Origin of the sequence: Paraburkholderia sp. BR13439, from assembly GCF_040948805.1 — a bacterium.
GTDB classification, from domain to species: domain Bacteria; phylum Pseudomonadota; class Gammaproteobacteria; order Burkholderiales; family Burkholderiaceae; genus Paraburkholderia; species Paraburkholderia youngii.
In genome coordinates, this window is sequence record NZ_JBFPKN010000017.1 from 72427 (window position 1) to 92103 (window position 19677).

Sequence of the window (19677 nt, forward strand, 5' to 3'; positions counted from 1 at the left end):
GCGGCTGGCACTTCGTCTCACGGCAACCTGCGCGATGCCTGAAAACCCGGCTAGCCGCGCGGACGCTGAATTTTACTGTTTGTTTGCAGAAAGCGCGCGCCAATCCAGCACGCATATCAAGCAAAAAAAGAGTCTCGGCGCGACAGCCTGGTGTGGCTGCATCGACGAGACTCCTGGGCCCGGTTCAGTAAACCGATGCGCTGTTGTGTCGTGGGGCTTAGTGCGCGGGCGCCGCCAGCTGGCTCGCGGCGCGCGCGAGGCGCGTCACCTCATCCCAGTTCTGCGCGGCGAGCGCGGCCTTCGGCGTGAGCCACGAGCCGCCGACGCAGACCACGTTCGGCAGCGACAGGAAGTGCGGTGCGCTTTCTGGCGTGATGCCGCCGGTCGGGCAGAACTTCAGCGCCGGGAACGGACCGTGGAATGCCTGCAGCATCGGCACGCCGCCGGCCTGCTGCGCGGGGAAGAACTTGACGATCTCGTAGCCAAGCTCGAGCGCGAGGATGATGTCCGACGGCGTCATCACGCCGGGCAGCAGCGGCAGACCCACATCCTGCGCGGCCTGGTGCATGTCCTTGGTCAAACCCGGCGACACGCCGAACTGTGCGCCCGCCTTCTTCGCTTGCGCGCAATGTTCGGGCTTCGTGATCGTGCCGACACCGACCACGATGTCGTCGGCGAGCTCGCACGCACGCTCGATCGCGCCGAGGCCCGCCGGCGTGCGCAGCGTGATTTCGAGCACCTTCACTCCGCCCGCATGCAACGCGCGCGACACGTGTTCGCCCTGTTCGACCGTGTCGAACGCGAGCACCGGAATCACCGGGCCGAGGCGCACGATATCGCTTACTGTTTTCGACGTCATAGTCAGACTCCTTGTTTCTGCAGCGCCGCGCCGGCTTGCGCGGTGCTCGTGTGATGGCTGCTCGATTGATGGGCGTGCTTGTCGCCGTGCTTGTGGTGGCTGCCGTGGCCGTGCTGGCCGTCGAGCGCGCCGCCCTCGCCGATCAGCTTGCCGAACACCGACGCGCCCTGCTCCGCTGGCGCCGCCGCCGCACGGAACACGCCGAACAGCTCGCGGCCGAAGCCGGCTTCGTTGTCCGCCTGATGCAGCGGCTCGGCGTTCGGACGCGCGGCCCATTCGGCTGCGTCGATCTCGATGTCGAGCACGCCCGCTTCGGCGTCGATGACCAGCGTGTCGCCCGTGCGGACCTTGCCGAGCGGGCCTTGCAGCAACGCTTCCGGCGAAACATGAATGACCGCCGGCACTTTGCCCGACGCGCCCGACATACGGCCGTCGGTCACCAGAGCGACATGGAAACCCTGATCCTGCAACACACCGAGCAGCGGCGTCAAACGATGCAACTCGGGCATGCCGTTTGCACGGGCGCCCTGGAAGCGCACCACCGCGATGAAGTCGCGCTTGAGCTCGCCCTTGTCGAATGCTTCCTGCACCGCCTCCTGCGAATCGAACACGATCGCCGGCGCCTTCACCTTGCGATGCTGCGCCGCGACCGCCGAGATCTTGATCACGCCGCGGCCGAGCTTGCCCTGCATCAGACGCAGGCCGCCGTCCGGCTGGAACGGCTCCTGGATGCCGCGCAGCACCGCGGTATCCGCGCTCGCCTCGACGCCCGCGACCCATTGCAGTTTGCCGTCCAGCAGCTTGGGCTCCTCGGTGTAGCGCTTCAGGCCCTTGCCCGCGACGGTGTTGACGTCTTCATGCAGCAGACCGCCTTCGAGCAGATTGCGCACGAGGAACGCGACGCCGCCCGCCGCGTGGAAGTGGTTCACGTCGGCCTTGCCGTTCGGATAGATCTTCGCGAGCAGCGGCACCGCCTGCGACAGCGTGTCGAAGTCGTCCCAGTCGATCACGATCCCGGCCGCGCGCGCGATCGCGACGAGGTGCAGCGTGTGATTGGTCGAGCCGCCGGTTGCCAGCAGCGCGACGATGCCGTTGACGATCGCCTTCTCGTCGATCACATGGCCGATCGGCATGTAATGGCCGCGCTCGGCCGTCAGGTCGAGCACGCGGCGCGCGGCCTGGGCGGTCAGCGCGTCGCGCAGCGGCGTGTGCGGATGCACGAAGGCCGAGCCCGGCAGATGCAGGCCCATCACTTCCATCAGCATCTGGTTGCTGTTCGCGGTGCCGTAGAACGTGCAGGTGCCGTGGCTGTGATACGCGGCCGCTTCCGCTTCGAGCAGCGCGTCGCGGCCGCACTGGCCGGTCGCGAACTGCTGGCGCGTCTTGGCTTTGTCGTCGTTGGACAGGCCGCTCGTCATCGGACCGGCCGGCACGAAGATGGTCGGCAGATGGCCGAATTGGAGCGCGCCGATCAGCAGGCCCGGCACGATCTTGTCGCAAATGCCGAGGCACAGCGCGGCGTCGAACATGTTGTGGGTGAGCGCGACGGCCGTGCTCATCGCGATCACTTCGCGCGAGAACAGAGACAGCTCCATGCCCGCGTTGCCCTGCGTGATGCCGTCGCACATCGCCGGCACGCCGCCCGCGAATTGCGCGACGCCGCCGTTTTCGCGCGCGGCCTGTTTGATGATGTCCGGGTAGTTTTTGTACGGCGCGTGCGCCGACAGCATCTCGTTGTAGGACGACACGATGCCGATGTTCGGCTCGCGGATCTGCTTGATCACGAGCTTGTCGTTGCCTTCGAGACCGGCGAAACCGTGGGCGAGGTTCGCGCACGACAACGCGCCGCGTGCCGGAAAGCGCCCCTGCGCATGCTGGATGCGGGCCAGATACCCTTCACGCGTGGGCTTGCTGCGCTCGATCACGCGTTGCGTGACCTTCAACAATTGCGAATGCGGGGAAACCATCGGAGCTCCTTCGTCGCTGGCGGCAGGCGCACGCATGACACCAGGCGGTATCGCGGGGTTGTGATATCGAACCACGCCATATTAGTAGAAAAACTACATGGCCGCAATTACGACCGCTGTTGCGGTGCCGCATCGCGCGAATCGCCGAGCCGCCCAATTGGCGGCGTCTCGGCGCTTTGCAGCCGAAACCCAGGGAATACACTTACGCGCCGATATGTAGTTTTTGTACCTAGCTTTTGTGCGGCAACGACCAATCGGATATAGTCCACACGTTCTTCAGCATAGTGCGAGTTTTCCGATGATGCTGTCCCAGGTGGAAGAGATGCGTGATCAGCTGCGCCCGTCCGAGCGCAAGCTGGCCGATTATGTGATCGAGGCACCGCGCGAGGTGCTCGATCTGTCGATGACCGAGGTCGCCGCGCGCGCCGGCGTGAGTCAGCCGACGATCGCGCGCTTCTGTCACGCGCTCGGTTTTTCCGGCTTTCGCGAATTCAAGATCCGGCTTGCGCAGGGCATCGCCAGCGAAGTGCCCGCCGTCTATCGCGACGTGCGGCCCGACGAGCCGACGCCGGGCGTCGCCGCGAAGGTGCTCGACCGGACCATCGGCGCGCTGATTCAGGTGCGCAACAATCTGTCGTCGGATAGCGTCGCGGCGGCGATCGACATACTCGCGCAGGCGAAGCGCATCGAGTTCTATGGCGCAGGCGGCTCGGGAATCGCCGCGCTCGACGTGCAGCACAAGTTCTTCCGGCTCGGCATGCCGAGCGTCGCGTATTCGGACCCACACACGTTTCTGATGTCGGCTGCGCTGCTCGGACCGGGGGACGTGGTCGTCGCGATTTCCAACACCGGCCGCACGCGCGACATCATCGATGCCGCGAGGGCCGCGCTGAACGCGGGCGCGAAGGTGATCGCGATCACGCACGGCAACTCGCCGCTCGCCCGGCTCGCGACCGTGGGACTCTTCGCGAACGTCGACGAAGACACCGACATCTTTTCACCGATGACCTCGCGCGTGTCGCATCTGGCGATCGGCGACATTCTGGCGGTCGGCGTCGCGCTGAGCCGCGGGCCCGAACTGGTGGAGAAGCTCGCGCAGACGAAGGAAGTAATACACCGGCGGCGGGTGGACTCACAGGGGTAATCCGCTCCGATAAGAGCGGAACGACGGGCATAACGAAAAAGGGCGGTGTGCCATTCAACCGGCACACCGCCCTTTTGTCTTTTCCAGCGCCCAGCTTAACGCCGTCAGCCGCTCAGAACGGCTTGATTACCACCAGCGCGACCGCCGCGAGCATACCGAGCACCGGCAGCTCGTTGAACATCCGATACCACTTGTCCGAGCGGCGATTCTGGCCGCGCTCGAACCTGCGCAGCAGCACGCCGCAATACGCGTGATAGATGACGAGCAGCACGACCACGCCGATCTTCGCGTGGATCCAGCCCTGCCCGCTGCCGATGCCGATCACGAGCCACAACCACAAGCCGCACGCGATCGCGGGCACCGCGATGAAGCTCATGAAGCGGAACAGCTTGCGCGCCATCAGCAGAAGACGCGCCGTCGCCGCGGGTTCCGTTTCCATCGCCAGATTGACGAAGATGCGCGGCAGATAGAACAGGCCGGCAAACCAGGAGGCAATCAACACGATGTGAAACGTCTTTACCCAAAGCATCGGCGGGGGTCCTTGTGGTTCTTGTTGTTGTGTTCGTTGTGGCGGTGCTTCGCTGCGCGCTTATTGACGACCTTCGCCGTGCCCGAGCACGATGTACTTCAGCGAAGTCAGCCCTTCCAGTCCGACCGGGCCGCGCGCGTGCAGCTTGTCGTTCGAGATGCCGATCTCGGCGCCGAGACCGAACTCGAAGCCGTCCGCGAAACGCGTCGACGCGTTGACCATCACGCTCGCCGAATCGACTTCGCGCAGGAAGCGCATCGCGCGGTCGTGGTCTTCGGTAACGATCGCATCGGTGTGCTGCGAGCTATAAGTGTTGATGTGCTCGATCGCCGCGTCGATGCCGTCGACCACCTTGATCGCGAGCACCGGCGCCAGATATTCGGTGCGCCAGTCTTCCTCGGTCGCGTCGACGAGCGGGCCGACGCCCGCATCGGCCAGCACCGCGCGCGCCGCCGCATCGACGCGCAGCTCGACGTCCTTGCCTCGATACAATCGCCCAAGCGGCGGCAGTACTTCGGCCGCGATGCCGCGCGCGACCAGCAGCGTTTCCATCGTGTTGCAGGTGCCGTAGCGGTGCGTCTTCGCGTTGTCGCAGACGTTGAGCGCCTTCGCCAGGTCCGCGCGATCGTCGACATAGACGTGGCAGATGCCGTCGAGGTGCTTGATCATCGGCACGCGCGCTTCGTTCATCAGACGCTCGATCAAACTCTTGCCGCCGCGCGGCACGATCACGTCGACGTATTCGGTCATCGTGATCAGCTTGCCGACCGCCGCGCGGTCCGGCGTCGCGACCACCTGCACCGTGTCCTGCGGCAGACCGGCTGCTTCGAGCCCTTCGCCGATCAGCCTGGCGAGCGCGGTATTGCATTCGAGCGCTTCCGAGCCGCCGCGCAGAATGGTCGCGTTGCCCGACTTCAGGCACAGCGCGGCCGCGTCGATCGTCACGTTCGGGCGCGATTCGTAGATAATGCCGATCACGCCGAGCGGCACACGCATCTGGCCGACCTGGATGCCGCTCGGTCGATACTTCAGATTGCTGATTTCACCGATCGGATCGGCCAGCGCCGCAACCTGGCGCAGGCCTTCGACCATCGTCTTGAGCGCCTTGTCGGACAGCGTCAGACGGTCGATGAATGCGGCGTCGTGGCCCTTGCCGCGGGCGCGTTCGAGGTCGCGTGCGTTGGCGGCCTTCAGCAGATCGGCATCACGTTGGATCGCCTCGGCAACGGCTGCAAGCGCGGCATTCTTCGCGGCGGTCGACGCCCGCGCCATCGCGCGCGAAGCCTGGCGAGCGCGTTGGCCGAGGTCGGTCATGTACTGGTTGATATCCATGGTCATTCTCGTGATGCCCCGCACGTTGGCGTACGGTGGGCGGGCAAGATTAGTGAAAGATCAAACGATTGTAAGTCGGGTACCGGGGCTTTGCTCGCGAGTGGGCAGCGGGCGCGCTGTGCTGTCGCGGGGTTTGCCGTTGCGTTGTGTTGAGCCCGTGGCATGGGAAACACGGTGTGTCTGCATGTGACGCGATCGACGGTTGCTGTGCGATTGCAATCGCCGCCGGAACTCGCCCGCGCCCGGCTGTTTAGATTGGCCGCCGCGCTGGCGCCGCAGTCGGCGCCCGAGGTCGCGGCGGCACTGGCGACGCCGCCGACGGTTTTGGCGCGGCCACCGTCATTGCGAGTTCGAACAGGCCGTCCCACGGATCGGGCGGCGGATCGTTGCGATGATTGCCCGGTGTGCCGCCCGACAAGCCCTTGACCTGCCGGTCGAGCCGCGCCGCCAGCGCGAGCGCCTTCTCGAGCGCCGCTTCGCTGACACGCGACAGCGCCGGTCCGATCAGCCGTTCGCGCGGACCCCACACGCGGTTCTCGCGGGTGAGCATCGCGAGCGGCTTACCGGCCGCGACGCCGCGCTTGATCCGCAACAGCGTGCGCACTTCCTCGACAACGGCCCACAGCACGAGCACCGCAGCCTCGCCTTCCCCGCGCAGGCCGTCGAGCATGCGCGCGAGACGGCCGACGTCGCCCGCGAGCATCGCCTCATTGAGCTTGAACACGTCGTAACGCGCGACGTTGAGCACCGCGTCCTGCACCTGATCGAAGCTCAGCGAGCCGCTCGGATACAGCAGCCCCAGCTTCTGGATTTCCTGATGCGCAGCGAGCAGATTGCCCTCGACGCGCTCGGCGATGAACGCGAGCGCGCGCCGCCCTTCCTCGCCGGCTGCAACGCGCTGACCCTGGGCCGCGAGCCGCTGTCCGACCCAGTTCGGCAGCTGCGCGCGCTCGACCGGATCGATCTTCAGCGCGACGCCCGCATCGGCGAGCGCGGTGAACCATGCCGACTTCTGCGTGGCCGCATCGAGACGCGGCAGCGTGATCATCGTTAGCACGTCGTCGTTGACGGTGGATGCCAAGGCCTTCAGCGCGTCGGCGCCTTCCTTGCCCGGCTTGCCCGATGGAATGCGCAATTCGACCAGTTGACGGTCGCCGAACAGCGACATCGACTGACTCGCGCCGAGCAGCGAACTCCAGTCGAAATAGCGCTCGGCCGTGAACACCGAGCGGTCGGTGAAGCCTGCCGCGCGCGCCGCCGCGCGGATGCGGTCGCACGCTTCCTGCGCGAGCAGGTGCTCGTCGCCGTACACGACGTACAGTCCGGCGAGGCCTTTGGCGAGATGCGCTTCGAGCGCGTCAGGTCGCAGTTGCATGGCTGGCGGTTGAGGGGATGGATGAGATTCGACGACTCACGAACGGCGCGATGCTCACAGCGGCGGCGGCGGCAGCGGCGCGCGCGGCACGATGCCCGGCACGGCCTCGGCCGGCGTCGGATGCAGCGAGCGCACCACGCCGAGACGGCGGATCAGCTGATCGACAGCGTCGTTTTCCATGTCGGCGAACAGGATGTCGGACTCGGCGGCCTTCGCCTGCGAGAACTGGTCGCTATAGGTCATCGCGCGGTTCAGCGCGATCACGCTGCCCGGAATCAGCACGGTGCCGTCCTTGCCGGTCAGCGTGTAGGTCATCTGCAGATTCAGCTGATACTCGGCGACGACGCCCAGCGAATTCAGCGTCAGCGTGCTGAGGTTGCGGTTCTGCGTGATTTGCAGGATCGCGTCGGCATTGGCGACCGAGTTGACCACCACGGTGTCGCTGCCGCCCTGCACGATGCGCGTGAAGCGCGCGACGGCCGCGGGCGAGCCGCCCGACACATAGAGGCGCTTGAACGCGTAGTCCTGTTGGCCGCGCAACTGGAAGCCGCAGGCCGACAACATCATTACGCTGCAAGCGAGCGTCAAAAACGATCTGCGAGTCACATTCGCTCCCGGTTCGCAGTGGATTCGCAATGCCGAGGAACGCCGCCGGACGGGCGGCGCTCCATCTGCCGGATGAGGGCTCGGAACGTCAAACGACCACGTTCACGAGACGGCCCGGCACCACGATGATCTTCTTCGGCGCCTTGCCTTCGCTGAACTTCGCGACCATTTCGTGCGCGGCCGCTTGCTGCTCGATCGCGTCGCGCGATGCGTCCTTCGCGACCGTGATCGCGCCGCGTACCTTGCCGTTCACCTGCAGCACGAGTTCGATCTCGGCCTGTTCGAGCGCCTTCTCGTCGACCTTCGGCCACGGCGCGTCGAGCAGCGGGCCGAATTCCTCGGGATAGCCGAGCTCCTGCCACAGCTGGAACGTCAGGTGCGGCACGACCGGATACAGTACGCGCAGCATCACGCCGTAAGTTTCACGCAGCACAGCCGTCTGCGCGCCCTTCGCGCCATCGAGCGCGTTGAGCATCTTCATCGCGGCCGATACCACCGTGTTGTACTGCAGACGCTGATAGTCGAAATCGGCCTGCTTCAGCACGCTATAGATCTCACGACGCAGCGCCTTGTCCGCGTCGTTGAATTGTGCGGCGTCCAACTGGCCGCCCGTGCGCAGCGCGGCTTCGTTCGTGTAGCCGAAGTTCCACACGCGACGCAGAAAGCGGCTCGCGCCTTCGACGCCCGAACCCGACCACTCGAGCTGCTGCTCGGGCGGAGCCGCGAACATCACGAACAGACGCGCGGTGTCCGCGCCGTGCTGATCGATCAGCATCTGCGGGTCGACGCCGTTGTTCTTCGACTTCGACATTTTCTCGACGCCGCCGAGCACGACCGGCTCGCCGTCGGCGTTCAGCACCGCGCCGACCGGGCGGCCCTTGTCGTCGAACGAGACGGTGACGTCCGCCGGGTTGTACCAGGTCTTCTTGCCCGCTTCGTTTTCGCGGTAGTAGGTTTCGTTGAGCACCATGCCCTGCGTGAGCAGGTTCTTGGCCGGTTCGCCGAACTTCACGAGGCCGAGGTCGCGCATCACCTTCGCCCAGAAACGCGAGTACAACAGGTGCAGGATCGCGTGTTCGATACCGCCGATGTACTGATCCATCGGCGCCCAGTAATCGGTGCGCTCGTCGACCATCGTCTTCGCATCCGGCGACGCGTAGCGATAGAAGTACCACGACGAATCGACGAAAGTGTCCATCGTGTCGGTTTCGCGCTTCGCCGCGCCGCCGCAGGTCGGGCACGTGCAGTTCAGGAACGCTTCGGACTTCGCGAGCGGATTGCCCGTGCCGTCCGGCACGAGGTCTTCCGGCAGCACGACCGGCAGGTCTTTTTCCGGCACCGGCACGTCGCCGCATTTCGGGCAGTGGATGATCGGAATCGGCGTGCCCCAGTAACGCTGGCGCGACACACCCCAGTCACGCAGACGCCACGTGATCTGCTTGTCGCCGAGGCCGAGTTCCTTAAGATCGGCGGCGATGCGGTCCACCGCTTCGTCGTACGCGAGGCCGTCGTACTTGCCGCTGTTGACCAGCGTGCCGGCCTTCTCGCCGTACCACTCCGCCCAGGCTTCAGTCGAAAACTCCTTGCCCTCGACCGCGACCACCTGCTTCACCGGCAGACCGTACTTCTTCACGAACGCGAAGTCGCGCTCGTCGTGCGCCGGCACGCCCATCACCGCACCTTCGCCGTAAGTCATCAGCACGTAGTTGCCGATCCACACCTCGACCTGCTCGTGAGTCAGCGGATGCGTGACATAGAAGCCGGTGGCCATGCCCTTCTTTTCCATCGTCGCGACGTCGGCTTCGGCGACGCCGCCGCGCTTGCATTCGTCGATGAACGCCTGCAGTTCCGGCTTGTCTTGCGCGAGACGCGTGGCGAGCGGATGCTCGGCGGCGATCGCGCAGAACGTGACGCCCATGATCGTGTCGGCGCGCGTCGTGAACACGCGTAGCAGCTTCTGCTCACCGTCGATTTCATACGGGAAGCCGAAGTTCACGCCGAAGCTCTTGCCGATCCAGTTCTGCTGCATGATCTTCACGCGCTCGGGCCAGCCGAGGCCGTCGAGATCGTTCAGCAGTTCATCCGCGTACTGCGTGATGCGCATGTAGTACATCGGGATTTCGCGCTTTTCGACGAGCGCACCCGAGCGCCAGCCGCGCCCGTCGATCACCTGCTCGTTCGCGAGCACGGTCTGGTCGACCGGGTCCCAGTTCACGGTGCCGGTTTTCTTGTACGCGATGCCCTTTTCGAGCATCTTCAGAAACAGCCACTGGTTCCACTTGTAGTAGTCGGGGCTGCAGGTCGCGACTTCGCGCGACCAGTCGATCGCGAGACCCATCGACTGCATCTGCTTCTTCATGTAAGCGATGTTGTCGTAGGTCCACTGCGCGGGCGGCACGTTGTTGGCCATCGCGGCGTTTTCCGCCGGCATGCCGAACGCGTCCCAACCCATCGGCATCAGCACGTTGTAGCCGTTCATCCGCAGATAGCGGTACATCACGTCGTTGATCGTGTAGTTGCGCACGTGTCCCATGTGCAGCTTGCCCGACGGATACGGCAGCATCGAGACGCAGTAGAACTTGGGCTTGTCGGTGGTTTCCGTCGTCTTGTAGGCGTCGATGGCGCGCCATTGCCCTTGCGCGGCGGCTTCGACGTCGGAGGGAACGTATTTTTCGTGCATGGTGTGATGGGATCGCTAGGTTCGGTGCTTTCGCACCGGCCCGGTGCTCTGCAGAATGTCGTTGCGTCGTTTCCCCTTCGGCGGGGAAAGGGCTGATTATACCGTTCGCGGACGGGTGCGCCGCTACGCGCGGCATGGTGCGGGCGGGGTGTGCCGGATTCGCCGACGCGGTGCGCACCCGCCAGCGCCCGGTGATGCTCAGTGCTGCGCGGCGGGCGGCGGCGGGTCCGTCACGAAGCCGATCCGCTCGAGCCCCGCCTGCTGCGCGGCGCCCATCACCTGCGCAATTACTTCGTAGCGCGTCGAACGCTCCGCGCGCAGTTGGATGTCCGGCTGGTCCGCCTGCTTGCCGGCCTCGGCGAACTGCACGCGCATCTGCGCGAGCGTGATCGGCTTGCCGTTCCAGTAGAGCATGCCGGCGCCGTCGATCGACAGGGAGATGGTCTGCGGGGTCTGGCGCGCGGGCGCCGCCGCGACCTTCGGCAGATCGAGCCGGATCGCGTGCGAGAACAGCGGCGCGGTAATGATGAAAATCACCAGCAGCACCAGCATCACGTCGATCAGCGGCGTCATGTTGATCTCGGCCATCGGCGCGGCCGTCTGCTTCTTCTCGAGTCCGCCGAATGCCATGTCGCCTCCTTGCGTCTGAGCTTGGCCCTGCCCGCCGCACGCCAAGCGTCAGCGGTGCGCCTCGTGCGCCGCCTGCTGCGCGCGGGGCGGCGTCGGCGCATGCTCGGGGGAGCACACGTACGCGTGCAAATCGTGCGCGAAACCGTCCAGCTCCTCGGTCAATTGCCGCACGAGGCGGCCCAGCACGTTGTAGCCGAGCACCGCCGGAATCGCGACCACCAGACCGAACGCGGTCATGATCAGCGCCTCGCCGACCGGTCCCGCGACGTTCTCGATCTGCGCCTGCCCGCTCGCCGCGATGCTGCCGAGCGCGTGATAGATGCCCCATACGGTGCCGAGCAGACCGACGAACGGCGCGGTGCTGCCCACCGACGCCAGCAGCACCTGACCGAACTCGAGCCGCCGCTGCGACGCGGCGAGCGCCTGGCGCAGCGCGCGCAGCACCCGTTCGCTGCGCTCGACGCGCGCGAGCAGCGCGCCCGGAATGTCGACCTCGGCCGCATGGAGCGCCGCTTCGGCGAGTGGCGCGAACACGCGCTCGCGGTCGGCGCGACGCAGGATGGCGACGCCCTCGGCGAGCGTCGGCGCTTGCCAGAAGCGCGCGATCGCCCGCGAGGACTGGCGTTTCGCGCGCGCCAGAATCCAGCTCTTGACGATCAGAAAACACCAGCTCGCAATCGACATGGCCAACAGCACGTAGGCGACGGCATGCGTGATTGCGTCGCTCGTTTGCAGGTAATGGATGATGCCGCTGCTGCCTGCCATCTGACCTCGCCTTAGGAAAGTGACTTCGGGAGGGCGCGCTCGGGATGCGCTGCCCCGCCTATGCGCAACGAACTTCGCTCAACGCAGGCCGAGCACGTCCTGCATGTCGAAGAAGCCGTTGTCGTGGCCTTCGAGGAAGCGTACAGCACGAAGCGCGCCTTGTGCATATGACAGGCGGCTCGCCGATTTGTGCGTGATCTCGATGCGCTCGCCGATGCCCGCGAACAGCACCGTATGATCGCCGACGATATCGCCGCCGCGAATCGCCGAGAAGCCGATCGTCGACGGATCGCGCTCGCCGGTCACGCCTTCGCGGCCGTAGACCGCGCAGTCGTCGAGGTTGCGGCCGAGCGCGCCTGCGATCACTTCGCCCATCGTCAGCGCGGTGCCGGACGGCGCATCGACCTTGTGGCGATGATGCGCCTCGATGATCTCGATGTCGTAGCCGGTCGAGAAGTGCCGCGCCGCGTATTCGAGCAGTTTCAGCGTAACGTTCACGCCGACGCTCATGTTCGACGCGAACACCACGCCGATCTTCTGCGCCGCCGCGCGCAACTGCGCTTTTTGCGCGTTGTCGAAGCCGGTCGTGCCGATCACCATTTTCACGCCATGGCGCTGCGCGGCTTCGAGATGCGCGAGCGTCGCGTCCGGGCGTGTGAAGTCGATCAGGTAGTCGGATTCGGCAAACACGCGCTCGATATCGTCGGACAGCAGCACGCCCGTCTCTTTGCCGAGGAACGCGCCGGCGTCCTGGCCAAGCTGCGCCGCGCCCGTGCGGCAGAGCGCGCCGGACAGCGTCGTGTCGGCGTCGTTGAGGACGGTTTCGATCAGCATGCGGCCCATACGGCCCGATGCGCCTGCAATGGCAATTTTCATGACGATGAGGATTCGAAAAGAGTCAACCGGGATGGAGCCCGGCAAACGCGGCCCGGCGAATGCACCGACCAGTGTGCCGGGGAATGCGCCCGGTCGATATAGGGACAAGCGGCGACAGGCGGCACGATCTTGCGACAAGGCCGGGCGGCTCGCTGCTGAAGCCAACGCCCGGTGCCAACCGGGACGGCTCGCTCAGGTGACTGACTGATACCGCCCGCTGCGGCGAGCCACTGCCGCGGCGCACTGCGGCAACAGGTTCATGCGGCCCAAGCGGCGCATTTCCGGCCTCGCCTGACACCGGACGAACACACATCTGGCGGGCGCCGCACATGCTGCGCGCAGCCCGCCTCACAACACCGACCAGCGGATCAGTTGCTCGTTCCGGACGTTGACGGCGAAGCGTTCGGCGTCGAACTGTCGCCGCCTTGCGAGCCCGTCGGGCCGACCGGGTTGCTCTCGTTTTCGGGCGCCGGCGGCGGCGGGCGTTTGAACTGGAACTGCGGCTGACCACCGGCCGTCGGGCCTTGCGTCGGGATGCCGCCAGCGCCTGCTCTCGGCACGGCCGAACGCACGGACGGCGCGCCGCTCGGCGTAGACACCGCGCTGGTCGCGCGATTGGCCGCCTGGGCAGCTTCCGCGTTGGCGTCCATGGACGGCGTGGCGGCTTGCTGGGCGCCTTCGACCGACGGCGAGCGCGTCGTGTCCACCGTGACCGGCGCCGCGGCGGCAGCCCCGCTTGCGGCGGCTGCGGCGCTGGCGGCCTCGGCCGCGCTCGCCGCGTTCGGCGGCGCAGCGTTCGAGCGACGGCCACTGCGGTCGCCGTCGATTTCGGCCAGCAATTCGAGATTGGTCGGCAGATCCTCGCCACCCGTCCAGTGGGTGACGGTGTCGCCCGAGAAGAACACGACGAAGTCGCGTTGCTGAACGATCGAGGTGTTGCCACGCTTGAAATAGAACGTGTAGTCCCAGCGATCCGCGTGGAACATGTCGGTCAACAGCGGCGTGCCGAGCACCTGACGCACCTGTGCGCGCGTCATGCCGACCTTCATCTGGCCGGCCATTTCCTGCGACACGAAGTTACCTTGCACGACCGTAATCCGATACGGCGTAATGCTTTGGGCAACGCGCTGGGTCAGGCTGTCGTACGTGGAACATCCGGCAAGAACCGCGACAGTCGCAACCGCGATCAAGGTACCCCGCATGCGGCTCCCCCGGTAGATCAATTGAGATTTAGAAATCATTTCACTCACCGTGCGGGCCCGCTTGCGGGCCGCGCTCATTCCATCGAAAATGACCAGAACGGCAAAACACATTACTATGAGAGCCCAGCATTGTACTCTAGGGATCCCTTGTCATGACCAATCCAACCGATCTCAAGAATATCGGGCTCAAGGCGACCCTTCCGCGCCTCAAAATCCTTGAGATTTTCCAACACAGCCCGGTACGTCATCTAACCGCCGAAGACGTGTACCGCAACCTCCTGCACGAGGAACTCGATATCGGTCTCGCCACCGTGTATCGCGTGCTGACGCAATTCGAGCAGGCCGGCCTGCTCTCGCGCAGCAATTTCGAGTCGGGCAAGGCGGTGTTCGAGCTGAACGAGGGGACGCACCACGATCACCTCGTGTGCCTCGATTGCGGGCTCGTGGAAGAGTTTTTCGACCCCGAAATCGAAAGTCGTCAGCAGTCCATCGCCAAGGCACGCGGCTTCAAGCTGCAGGAGCATGCGCTGGCACTGTATGGGGCGTGCACGAAGGAAAATTGCCCGCATCGTAAGCACTGATGCATCGCTGGCCGCGTGCGAATACGCGGCCTGGCAAGTCAGAAGAAGGACCCGGCCGGTGAGAATCGGTCGGGTTTTTTTGTTCAGGCGACGGACGGCGAATACGGCTATCCGACCGGTTCCACGCCCGGCTCGAAGGCGAGCCGCCACGGCTCGGCCAACTGCAATTCGTCGCAATTCGGCGCGTCGCCGCCACGATCGACGACGATGAAGTCGCTGACCTGATCCAGCGCGAGCAGCGGATGGTGCCAGGCCCCTTTCGCGTAATTGACGCCCTGCCACGCGTCGGTCCAGAACGCGCGCATCCGCGTGGCGTCGAACTTGCCGGCCGGCGCGACTACCACCAGATAGCGGCCCGCGCGTAAGGGAATGAAAGCCTGGCTGCCGAGCGGATGCCGCTCCATCATCGTGATCTCGACGGGCAGCGCGCGCGGCTGCGCGCGAAACAGATTGACGAGCGGCCGGCCGCCCTGCTCCGCGACGTCGACGCGCGCGAGGTCGTGATAGCGCTCGGTGGTGCCGCCATTGATCGGAAAATGACGCGCGCCGTCGAGTTCGATCACGTCGCCGAACGGCGCGAAAGCCGCGCGCGTCAGGCGTTCCATCTGCAGGATCTTCATGCGTGCCGCTCCCTGATGTTGCGTGCGTTAAGCGATCTCGCCCCACAGACGCAGGCGCGACACGCCGCCGTCCGGGAAGATGTTGAAGCGCACGTGCGTGACCGGCCCGAGCGCGGTGAGGTCGTCCGTGAACGTGTGCACGTGGTCCATCTGCAGCTTCTGTTCGCCGAGCAGCACCGGCCAGAACATCGCCTGGGTGACGAGGGAATCGTCGGTGCCGCCCGTCACCGATGCCGCCTGCAGCGAGCAGCGGTCCGGGAAGTTGCCCTTGAAGTGCGCCGTATCCACTTCGATCTTGCGGATCACGCCGGGCCGCGCGAGCGCGACGATCGCCCAGTCGTTGCCCGGCTCGCGACGCCGCCGGGTTTCCCAGCCGTCGCCCATGTTCACGCCGCGGCCTGGCATCAGCATCTGCGAGGCCGGCCCGAAATGCTGGTTGTTCGCGGCGACGAGGTACGCGCCGTTTTCGATCGCGGCGAGATCGAGCAGCGTGCCGCGCTCGACGCGGCTCCAGTCCCGCTGCGGCTGGCCGTACACGCGCAGTCGGGCGAGCCCGCCGTCCGGATAGAGATTCACCCGCAGATGGGTGACCGGGCGAGCGTCTTTCACTTCAACGTAGTGATGCTGGTTGCCCTGTAGCGTCGTCGCCGGCACGAGCGGCTGCCAGTCGGCGTGCTCGGGCGGCACGTCAGCGGCGCTGTGACAGGCATCGATCGACGCCGCCGGCGGGAAATTGCCGGTGAAGTGGCTCGTATCGAGATCGACGCCATGCACGACGCCCGGCCGCGCGAGACGGATCACGCAATGGTCGTGGCCGGTCGTACGCTTGCGGCGCGTCTCCCAGCGATCCATCCACTTGCCGTGGTCGTCGTATTTGCCGGGGATGAACACCGCCGGCTGCGGCTCGAGCATGCGCTCTTTCGGCGCGAAGAATTCATCGCTCGCGAACAGCGCCTTTGCGCCGAGGCGCGGATCGGCGAGGTTCATGTAGCGGCGGGTGAAGGCGGGAGCGTTCGGGTCGAGGATCGGGTTGGCCATGATGTCGGTCAGTGTCGAAGAAGTCAGAAACGGCCGGCGGCGCCACGGCAGCCGCCGGTTTGCGAAAAAACTCTATCTAAAGACGATGTCGGTTGGTCCGGTCAGACCAGAGCCGACGCGCCGCCGTCAGACTGCCGGCGCGTGTTCGCCCGCACCCGGCTCGGCGTGCGTGTCGTCGACAGCGGGCACATAGCGCAGCGCCGCGTCGCGATTTAAAACGCGGTGCGCGCGCGCCTTGTCGATATCGTTTTCCCACACGGCGACCACCACCGTCGCGACGCAGTTGCCGATCAGGTTGGTGAGCGCGCGGGCGATGCCGACGAACCAGTCGACCGGCAGAATCAGCACGAGGCCGAGCACCGGAATCGCGGGAATCGCGGACAGCGTCGCCGCGAGAATCACGATCGCCGAGCCAGGAATGCCGTGCGCGCCCTTCGACGTCACCAGCGACACCAGCACGACGACGATCAGGTCGTGGACGGACAGCGGGGTGTTGGTCGCCTGCGCGATGAACAGCACCGCAAGCGTCAGATAGATCGAGAAGCCGTCGAGATTGAACGAGTAGCCGGTCGGAATCACGAGACCGACCGTCGAATCCTGGACGCCCATCCACTCGAGCTTGCGCATGATCTGCGGCAGCACGGCGTCGGACGACGCGGTGCCGAGCACGATCGACAGTTCTTCGCGCAGATAGCGGATCAGCTTGAAGATGCTGAAGCCGGCGAGCCGCATCACCGCGCCGAGCACGAGCGCGACGAACACCACGCAGCTCGCGTAGAAGACCAGCACGAGCATGCCGAGTTGCTTCAGCGACTCGACGCCGTAGGTGCCGGTCGTAAACGCGATCGCGCCGAGCACGCCGAGCGGCGCGAGCTTGATGATGAAGCCCATCAAGCGGAAGAACACCTGTGACAGCTCATCGATCAACCCGCTCACGCGTTGCGCGCGCTTGCCGAGCAGCGACAGCGCCGAGCCGAACAGCACCGAGAACACGAGGATCTGCAGGATGTCGCCGGTCGCGAACGCGTTGATCGCCGTGTCGGGAATGATCTTCAGCAGGAAGCCGGCGGTGTCCTTCAGGCTCTTCGCGTGCTCGGTATAGGTCGTGAGCGACGCCGCATCGAGCGAACTCAGGTTCACGTTCATGCCAGCGCCCGGACGCGTCGCGTAAGCGAGCACCGCGCCGATCACGAGCGCGATCGTCGTCATCGCCTCGAAGTAGATCACCGACTTCAAGCCGACGCGGCCGACCTTGCGCAGATCGCCCGCATGCGCCATACCGCTCACCACCACGCAGAACACGATCGGTCCGATCACCATCTTGATCAGCTTCAGAAAGCCGTCGCCAAGCGGCCGCAAGGACTGCGCAAAATGCGGAAACACGGCACCGAGCACGATGCCGACCACGAGCGCTATCACGACCCGGCCAAATAGCGAATTGAAGAATTTCAACACGGCTTCCTCCTGCGGATGGTTGTCTCGGTCATTTCTGTTCAGACTGGTCCGACCAGTACTGTTATGGCGAATAGTAGGAAGCCGATATAGTCCCGTCAAGGATTGATCGAGCAGTGTTTACCCGTTGTTTTTTCGGCGTTTTCGGGTCGGGTTCGGGATTTCAGACGGCCCGAAGCGCGCCTTCTTCCTCGCAAGGATTAGAATTGCGGTCAGACCACGCCACCAAGTGAGTTTTTATGAAAAGCGTCCCGCACACCGTCACCGACGCGGCCATCGCGACCATCCGCGAACGCATCGAAGCGGGCGTCTATCCGGTGGGCAGCCTGCTGCCGGCGCAGCGCCAGCTATCCGATGAACTGTCGATCAGCCGCGCGTCACTGCGCGAAGCACTCTCCACGCTTGAAGCGCTCGGCCTGCTGGTAATCCGGCCGGGCAAGGGCGTGTACGTGGAAAGCGCGCAGGCGAAAGCCGCTCAGGCGTGGCGTTTCGCCGAGCAGTCGTCGCTGCCCGACACGTATCAGATGCGCTACGCGCTCGAAGGCTTCGTTGCGCGCATGGCGGTGCTCGCGGTCACCAACGACGACCTCGCGTGGCTCGAGGAAAACGTCACCGCGATGCAAAGCGCGCTCGCCAGCGAGGAACTCGACGAAGCGGCGCGGCTCGACTACGCGTTCCATATGCGCATCGTCAGCATCGCGGGCAATGCCGCGATCGAGTCGATCCTGCGCAGCAGCGCCGAGATCATGAAGGAAAGCCAGCGCATGCCGTTCTACCGGCGCGAGCGGGTGCTGTCCACCTACACCGAGCATCGCGCGATTCTCGACGCGCTGAAGGCCCGCGATTCGCTCGCGGCCGGCAACGCGATCGAGACGCACATCGCGAACGCCGCGCAGCGCGCGGGCGTCTATTTCCCGACGCCATAGCCGTCGCGCCGATACCGCAGACGAAAAAAAGCCGCTCCGAGGAGCGGCTTTCATGCAGCGTGAAACCCGAAACTTACTTCGCGTTCGCGAGCGCCACAGCCGTGTCCAGCATGCGGTTCGAGAAGCCCCACTCGTTGTCGTACCAGCTCGACACCTTCACGAGACGGCCCGACACCTTGGTCAGCGTCGAGTCGAACGTCGACGAAGCCGGGTTGTGGTTGTAGTCGATCGAAACGAGCGGTGCGTCGTTGTAACCGAGAACGCCCTTCAATGCGCCTTCCGATGCTTCCTTCATGATCGCGTTGACTTCCTCGACCGTCGTGTCACGCGCGGCGATGAACGACAGGTCGACGACCGACACGTTGATGGTCGGGACGCGGATTGCGTAGCCGTCCAGCTTGCCGTTCAGTTCCGGCAGCACGAGGCCGACCGCGGATGCCGCACCGGTCTTGGTCGGGATCTGGCTATGCGTGGCCGAACGCGCGCGGCGCAGGTCTTCGTGATACACGTCGGTCAGAACCTGGTCGTTCGTGTACGCGTGGATCGTCGTCATCAGGCCGTTCACGAGGCCGATCTTGTCGTTCAGCGGCTTGACCAGCGGCGCAAGGCAGTTGGTCGTGCACGACGCGTTCGAGATGACCGTGTCCGAAGCCTTCAGCACGTTGTGGTTCACGCCGTAGACGACGGTCGCGTCGACATCCTTGCCGCCCGGCGCCGAGATGATGACCTTCTTCGCGCCGCCCTTGATGTGCGCGCTTGCCTTTTCCTTGGTCGTGAAAAAGCCCGTGCACTCCATCACGACGTCGACGCCCAGCTCGCCCCACGGCAGTTCGGCCGGGTTGCGGTTCGCCAGCACGCGGATCTTGTCGCCGTTCACGACGAGGTAGTCGCCGTCCACCGACACCTGGCCCGGGAACTTGCCGTGCGCGGTGTCGTACTGCGTCAGGTGGGCGTTGGTCTTCGCATCGCCCAGATCGTTGATGGCGACGATTTCGATATCGTGCTTCTTGCCGTTTTCATAGAAGGCGCGCAGGGTATTGCGGCCGATCCGGCCGTAGCCGTTGATTGCGACGCGAATCGTCATGATGTATCTCC

General features: G+C 65.2%; 18 protein-coding genes. 3 read left to right on the forward strand and 15 right to left on the reverse strand.

Annotation, left to right across the window (positions count from 1 at the left end; translation table 11 throughout):
- Window positions 1-217: 217 nt before the first annotated feature.
- On the reverse strand, window positions 218-859 hold the full coding sequence (eda, locus tag AB3X96_RS28995) for a bifunctional 4-hydroxy-2-oxoglutarate aldolase/2-dehydro-3-deoxy-phosphogluconate aldolase (protein WP_013090522.1): 642 nt from the start codon (window positions 857-859) through the stop codon (window positions 218-220).
- A gap of 2 nt (window positions 860-861) precedes the next feature.
- On the reverse strand, window positions 862-2826 hold the full coding sequence (edd, locus tag AB3X96_RS29000; protein ID WP_368592409.1) for a phosphogluconate dehydratase: 1965 nt from the start codon (window positions 2824-2826) through the stop codon (window positions 862-864).
- A gap of 298 nt (window positions 2827-3124) precedes the next feature.
- Here edd and AB3X96_RS29005 point away from each other — a divergent pair, with 298 nt between their 5' ends.
- Window positions 3125-3970 carry a MurR/RpiR family transcriptional regulator gene (locus AB3X96_RS29005; RefSeq protein ID WP_368592410.1) on the forward strand — a complete coding sequence of 282 codons (846 nt, stop codon included), beginning with the start codon at window positions 3125-3127 and terminating at the stop codon, window positions 3968-3970.
- A gap of 112 nt (window positions 3971-4082) precedes the next feature.
- On the opposite strand, the gene AB3X96_RS29010 is transcribed toward AB3X96_RS29005, so the two are convergent.
- The 9 genes from AB3X96_RS29010 to AB3X96_RS29050 form a co-directional block, all read right to left on the reverse strand.
- Window positions 4083-4499, reverse strand: coding sequence for a CopD family protein (locus AB3X96_RS29010; RefSeq protein ID WP_368592411.1), 417 nt, complete (start codon window positions 4497-4499; stop codon window positions 4083-4085).
- A 60-nt stretch (window positions 4500-4559) separates the two neighbouring features.
- Window positions 4560-5831 (reverse strand): glutamate-5-semialdehyde dehydrogenase, encoded by a 1272-nt coding sequence (locus AB3X96_RS29015; RefSeq protein WP_368592412.1) that lies wholly within the window; start codon window positions 5829-5831, stop codon window positions 4560-4562.
- A gap of 250 nt (window positions 5832-6081) precedes the next feature.
- On the reverse strand, window positions 6082-7206 hold the full coding sequence (holA, locus tag AB3X96_RS29020) for a DNA polymerase III subunit delta (RefSeq protein ID WP_368592413.1): 1125 nt from the start codon (window positions 7204-7206) through the stop codon (window positions 6082-6084).
- Window positions 7207-7260: 54 nt separating this feature from the next.
- Window positions 7261-7812, reverse strand: a complete 552-nt coding sequence (lptE, locus tag AB3X96_RS29025; RefSeq protein ID WP_368592414.1) for an LPS assembly lipoprotein LptE — start codon at window positions 7810-7812, stop codon at window positions 7261-7263.
- Between the two features lie 88 nt (window positions 7813-7900).
- Complete coding sequence (gene leuS / locus AB3X96_RS29030; RefSeq protein ID WP_368592415.1) at window positions 7901-10492, reverse strand: leucine--tRNA ligase; 2592 nt, start codon at window positions 10490-10492, stop codon at window positions 7901-7903.
- Between the two features lie 198 nt (window positions 10493-10690).
- On the reverse strand, window positions 10691-11122 hold the full coding sequence (locus tag AB3X96_RS29035; RefSeq protein WP_368592416.1) for an ExbD/TolR family protein: 432 nt from the start codon (window positions 11120-11122) through the stop codon (window positions 10691-10693).
- Window positions 11123-11170: 48 nt separating this feature from the next.
- Entirely contained in the window at window positions 11171-11887 is a 717-nt protein-coding gene (locus AB3X96_RS29040) for a MotA/TolQ/ExbB proton channel family protein (protein ID WP_368592417.1), read from the reverse strand.
- Window positions 11888-11965: 78 nt separating this feature from the next.
- Window positions 11966-12763, reverse strand: a complete 798-nt coding sequence (dapB, locus tag AB3X96_RS29045; RefSeq protein WP_176121836.1) for a 4-hydroxy-tetrahydrodipicolinate reductase — start codon at window positions 12761-12763, stop codon at window positions 11966-11968.
- Between the two features lie 368 nt (window positions 12764-13131).
- Window positions 13132-13965: an outer membrane protein assembly factor BamE gene (locus AB3X96_RS29050; protein ID WP_368592418.1), complete on the reverse strand. Its 834-nt coding sequence runs from the start codon at window positions 13963-13965 to the stop codon at window positions 13132-13134.
- A 152-nt stretch (window positions 13966-14117) separates the two neighbouring features.
- Here AB3X96_RS29050 and fur point away from each other — a divergent pair, with 152 nt between their 5' ends.
- Window positions 14118-14546: a ferric iron uptake transcriptional regulator gene (gene fur / locus AB3X96_RS29055; RefSeq protein ID WP_027198845.1), complete on the forward strand. Its 429-nt coding sequence runs from the start codon at window positions 14118-14120 to the stop codon at window positions 14544-14546.
- Window positions 14547-14653: 107 nt separating this feature from the next.
- Here fur and AB3X96_RS29060 read toward each other — a convergent pair whose 3' ends face one another.
- The 3 genes from AB3X96_RS29060 to AB3X96_RS29070 form a co-directional block, all read right to left on the reverse strand.
- The gene (locus tag AB3X96_RS29060) at window positions 14654-15166 is read right to left on the reverse strand and encodes an ureidoglycolate lyase (protein WP_368592419.1); all 513 of its coding nucleotides are present in this window, start codon (window positions 15164-15166) and stop codon (window positions 14654-14656) included.
- 27 nt (window positions 15167-15193) lie between these two features.
- Complete coding sequence (gene alc, locus AB3X96_RS29065; protein ID WP_368592420.1) at window positions 15194-16204, reverse strand: allantoicase; 1011 nt, start codon at window positions 16202-16204, stop codon at window positions 15194-15196.
- Between the two features lie 126 nt (window positions 16205-16330).
- Window positions 16331-17659 carry a C4-dicarboxylate transporter DctA gene (locus AB3X96_RS29070; protein WP_368592421.1) on the reverse strand — a complete coding sequence of 443 codons (1329 nt, stop codon included), beginning with the start codon at window positions 17657-17659 and terminating at the stop codon, window positions 16331-16333.
- A 236-nt stretch (window positions 17660-17895) separates the two neighbouring features.
- On the opposite strand from AB3X96_RS29070, the gene AB3X96_RS29075 reads away from it, so the two are divergent.
- The gene (locus AB3X96_RS29075; protein WP_368592422.1) at window positions 17896-18582 is read left to right on the forward strand and encodes a FadR/GntR family transcriptional regulator; all 687 of its coding nucleotides are present in this window, start codon (window positions 17896-17898) and stop codon (window positions 18580-18582) included.
- A gap of 73 nt (window positions 18583-18655) precedes the next feature.
- On the opposite strand, the gene gap is transcribed toward AB3X96_RS29075, so the two are convergent.
- Entirely contained in the window at window positions 18656-19666 is a 1011-nt protein-coding gene (gene gap / locus AB3X96_RS29080) for a type I glyceraldehyde-3-phosphate dehydrogenase (RefSeq protein ID WP_176121843.1), read from the reverse strand.
- Between the last annotated feature and the right edge of the window lie 11 nt (window positions 19667-19677).

Coding starts and splice junctions, on each gene's coding strand:
- eda (WP_013090522.1), bottom strand. CDS start 859: ATGACGTCGAAAACAGTAAGCGATATCGTGCGCCTCGGCCCGGTGATT.
- edd (WP_368592409.1), bottom strand. CDS start 2,826: ATGGTTTCCCCGCATTCGCAATTGTTGAAGGTCACGCAACGCGTGATC.
- AB3X96_RS29005 (WP_368592410.1), top strand. CDS start 3,125: ATGATGCTGTCCCAGGTGGAAGAGATGCGTGATCAGCTGCGCCCGTCC.
- AB3X96_RS29010 (WP_368592411.1), bottom strand. CDS start 4,499: ATGCTTTGGGTAAAGACGTTTCACATCGTGTTGATTGCCTCCTGGTTT.
- AB3X96_RS29015 (WP_368592412.1), bottom strand. CDS start 5,831: ATGGATATCAACCAGTACATGACCGACCTCGGCCAACGCGCTCGCCAG.
- holA (WP_368592413.1), bottom strand. CDS start 7,206: ATGCAACTGCGACCTGACGCGCTCGAAGCGCATCTCGCCAAAGGCCTC.
- leuS (WP_368592415.1), bottom strand. CDS start 10,492: ATGCACGAAAAATACGTTCCCTCCGACGTCGAAGCCGCCGCGCAAGGG.
- AB3X96_RS29035 (WP_368592416.1), bottom strand. CDS start 11,122: ATGGCATTCGGCGGACTCGAGAAGAAGCAGACGGCCGCGCCGATGGCC.
- AB3X96_RS29040 (WP_368592417.1), bottom strand. CDS start 11,887: ATGGCAGGCAGCAGCGGCATCATCCATTACCTGCAAACGAGCGACGCA.
- dapB (WP_176121836.1), bottom strand. CDS start 12,763: ATGAAAATTGCCATTGCAGGCGCATCGGGCCGTATGGGCCGCATGCTG.
- AB3X96_RS29050 (WP_368592418.1), bottom strand. CDS start 13,965: ATGCGGGGTACCTTGATCGCGGTTGCGACTGTCGCGGTTCTTGCCGGA.
- fur (WP_027198845.1), top strand. CDS start 14,118: ATGACCAATCCAACCGATCTCAAGAATATCGGGCTCAAGGCGACCCTT.
- AB3X96_RS29060 (WP_368592419.1), bottom strand. CDS start 15,166: ATGAAGATCCTGCAGATGGAACGCCTGACGCGCGCGGCTTTCGCGCCG.
- alc (WP_368592420.1), bottom strand. CDS start 16,204: ATGGCCAACCCGATCCTCGACCCGAACGCTCCCGCCTTCACCCGCCGC.
- AB3X96_RS29075 (WP_368592422.1), top strand. CDS start 17,896: ATGAAAAGCGTCCCGCACACCGTCACCGACGCGGCCATCGCGACCATC.
- gap (WP_176121843.1), bottom strand. CDS start 19,666: ATGACGATTCGCGTCGCAATCAACGGCTACGGCCGGATCGGCCGCAAT.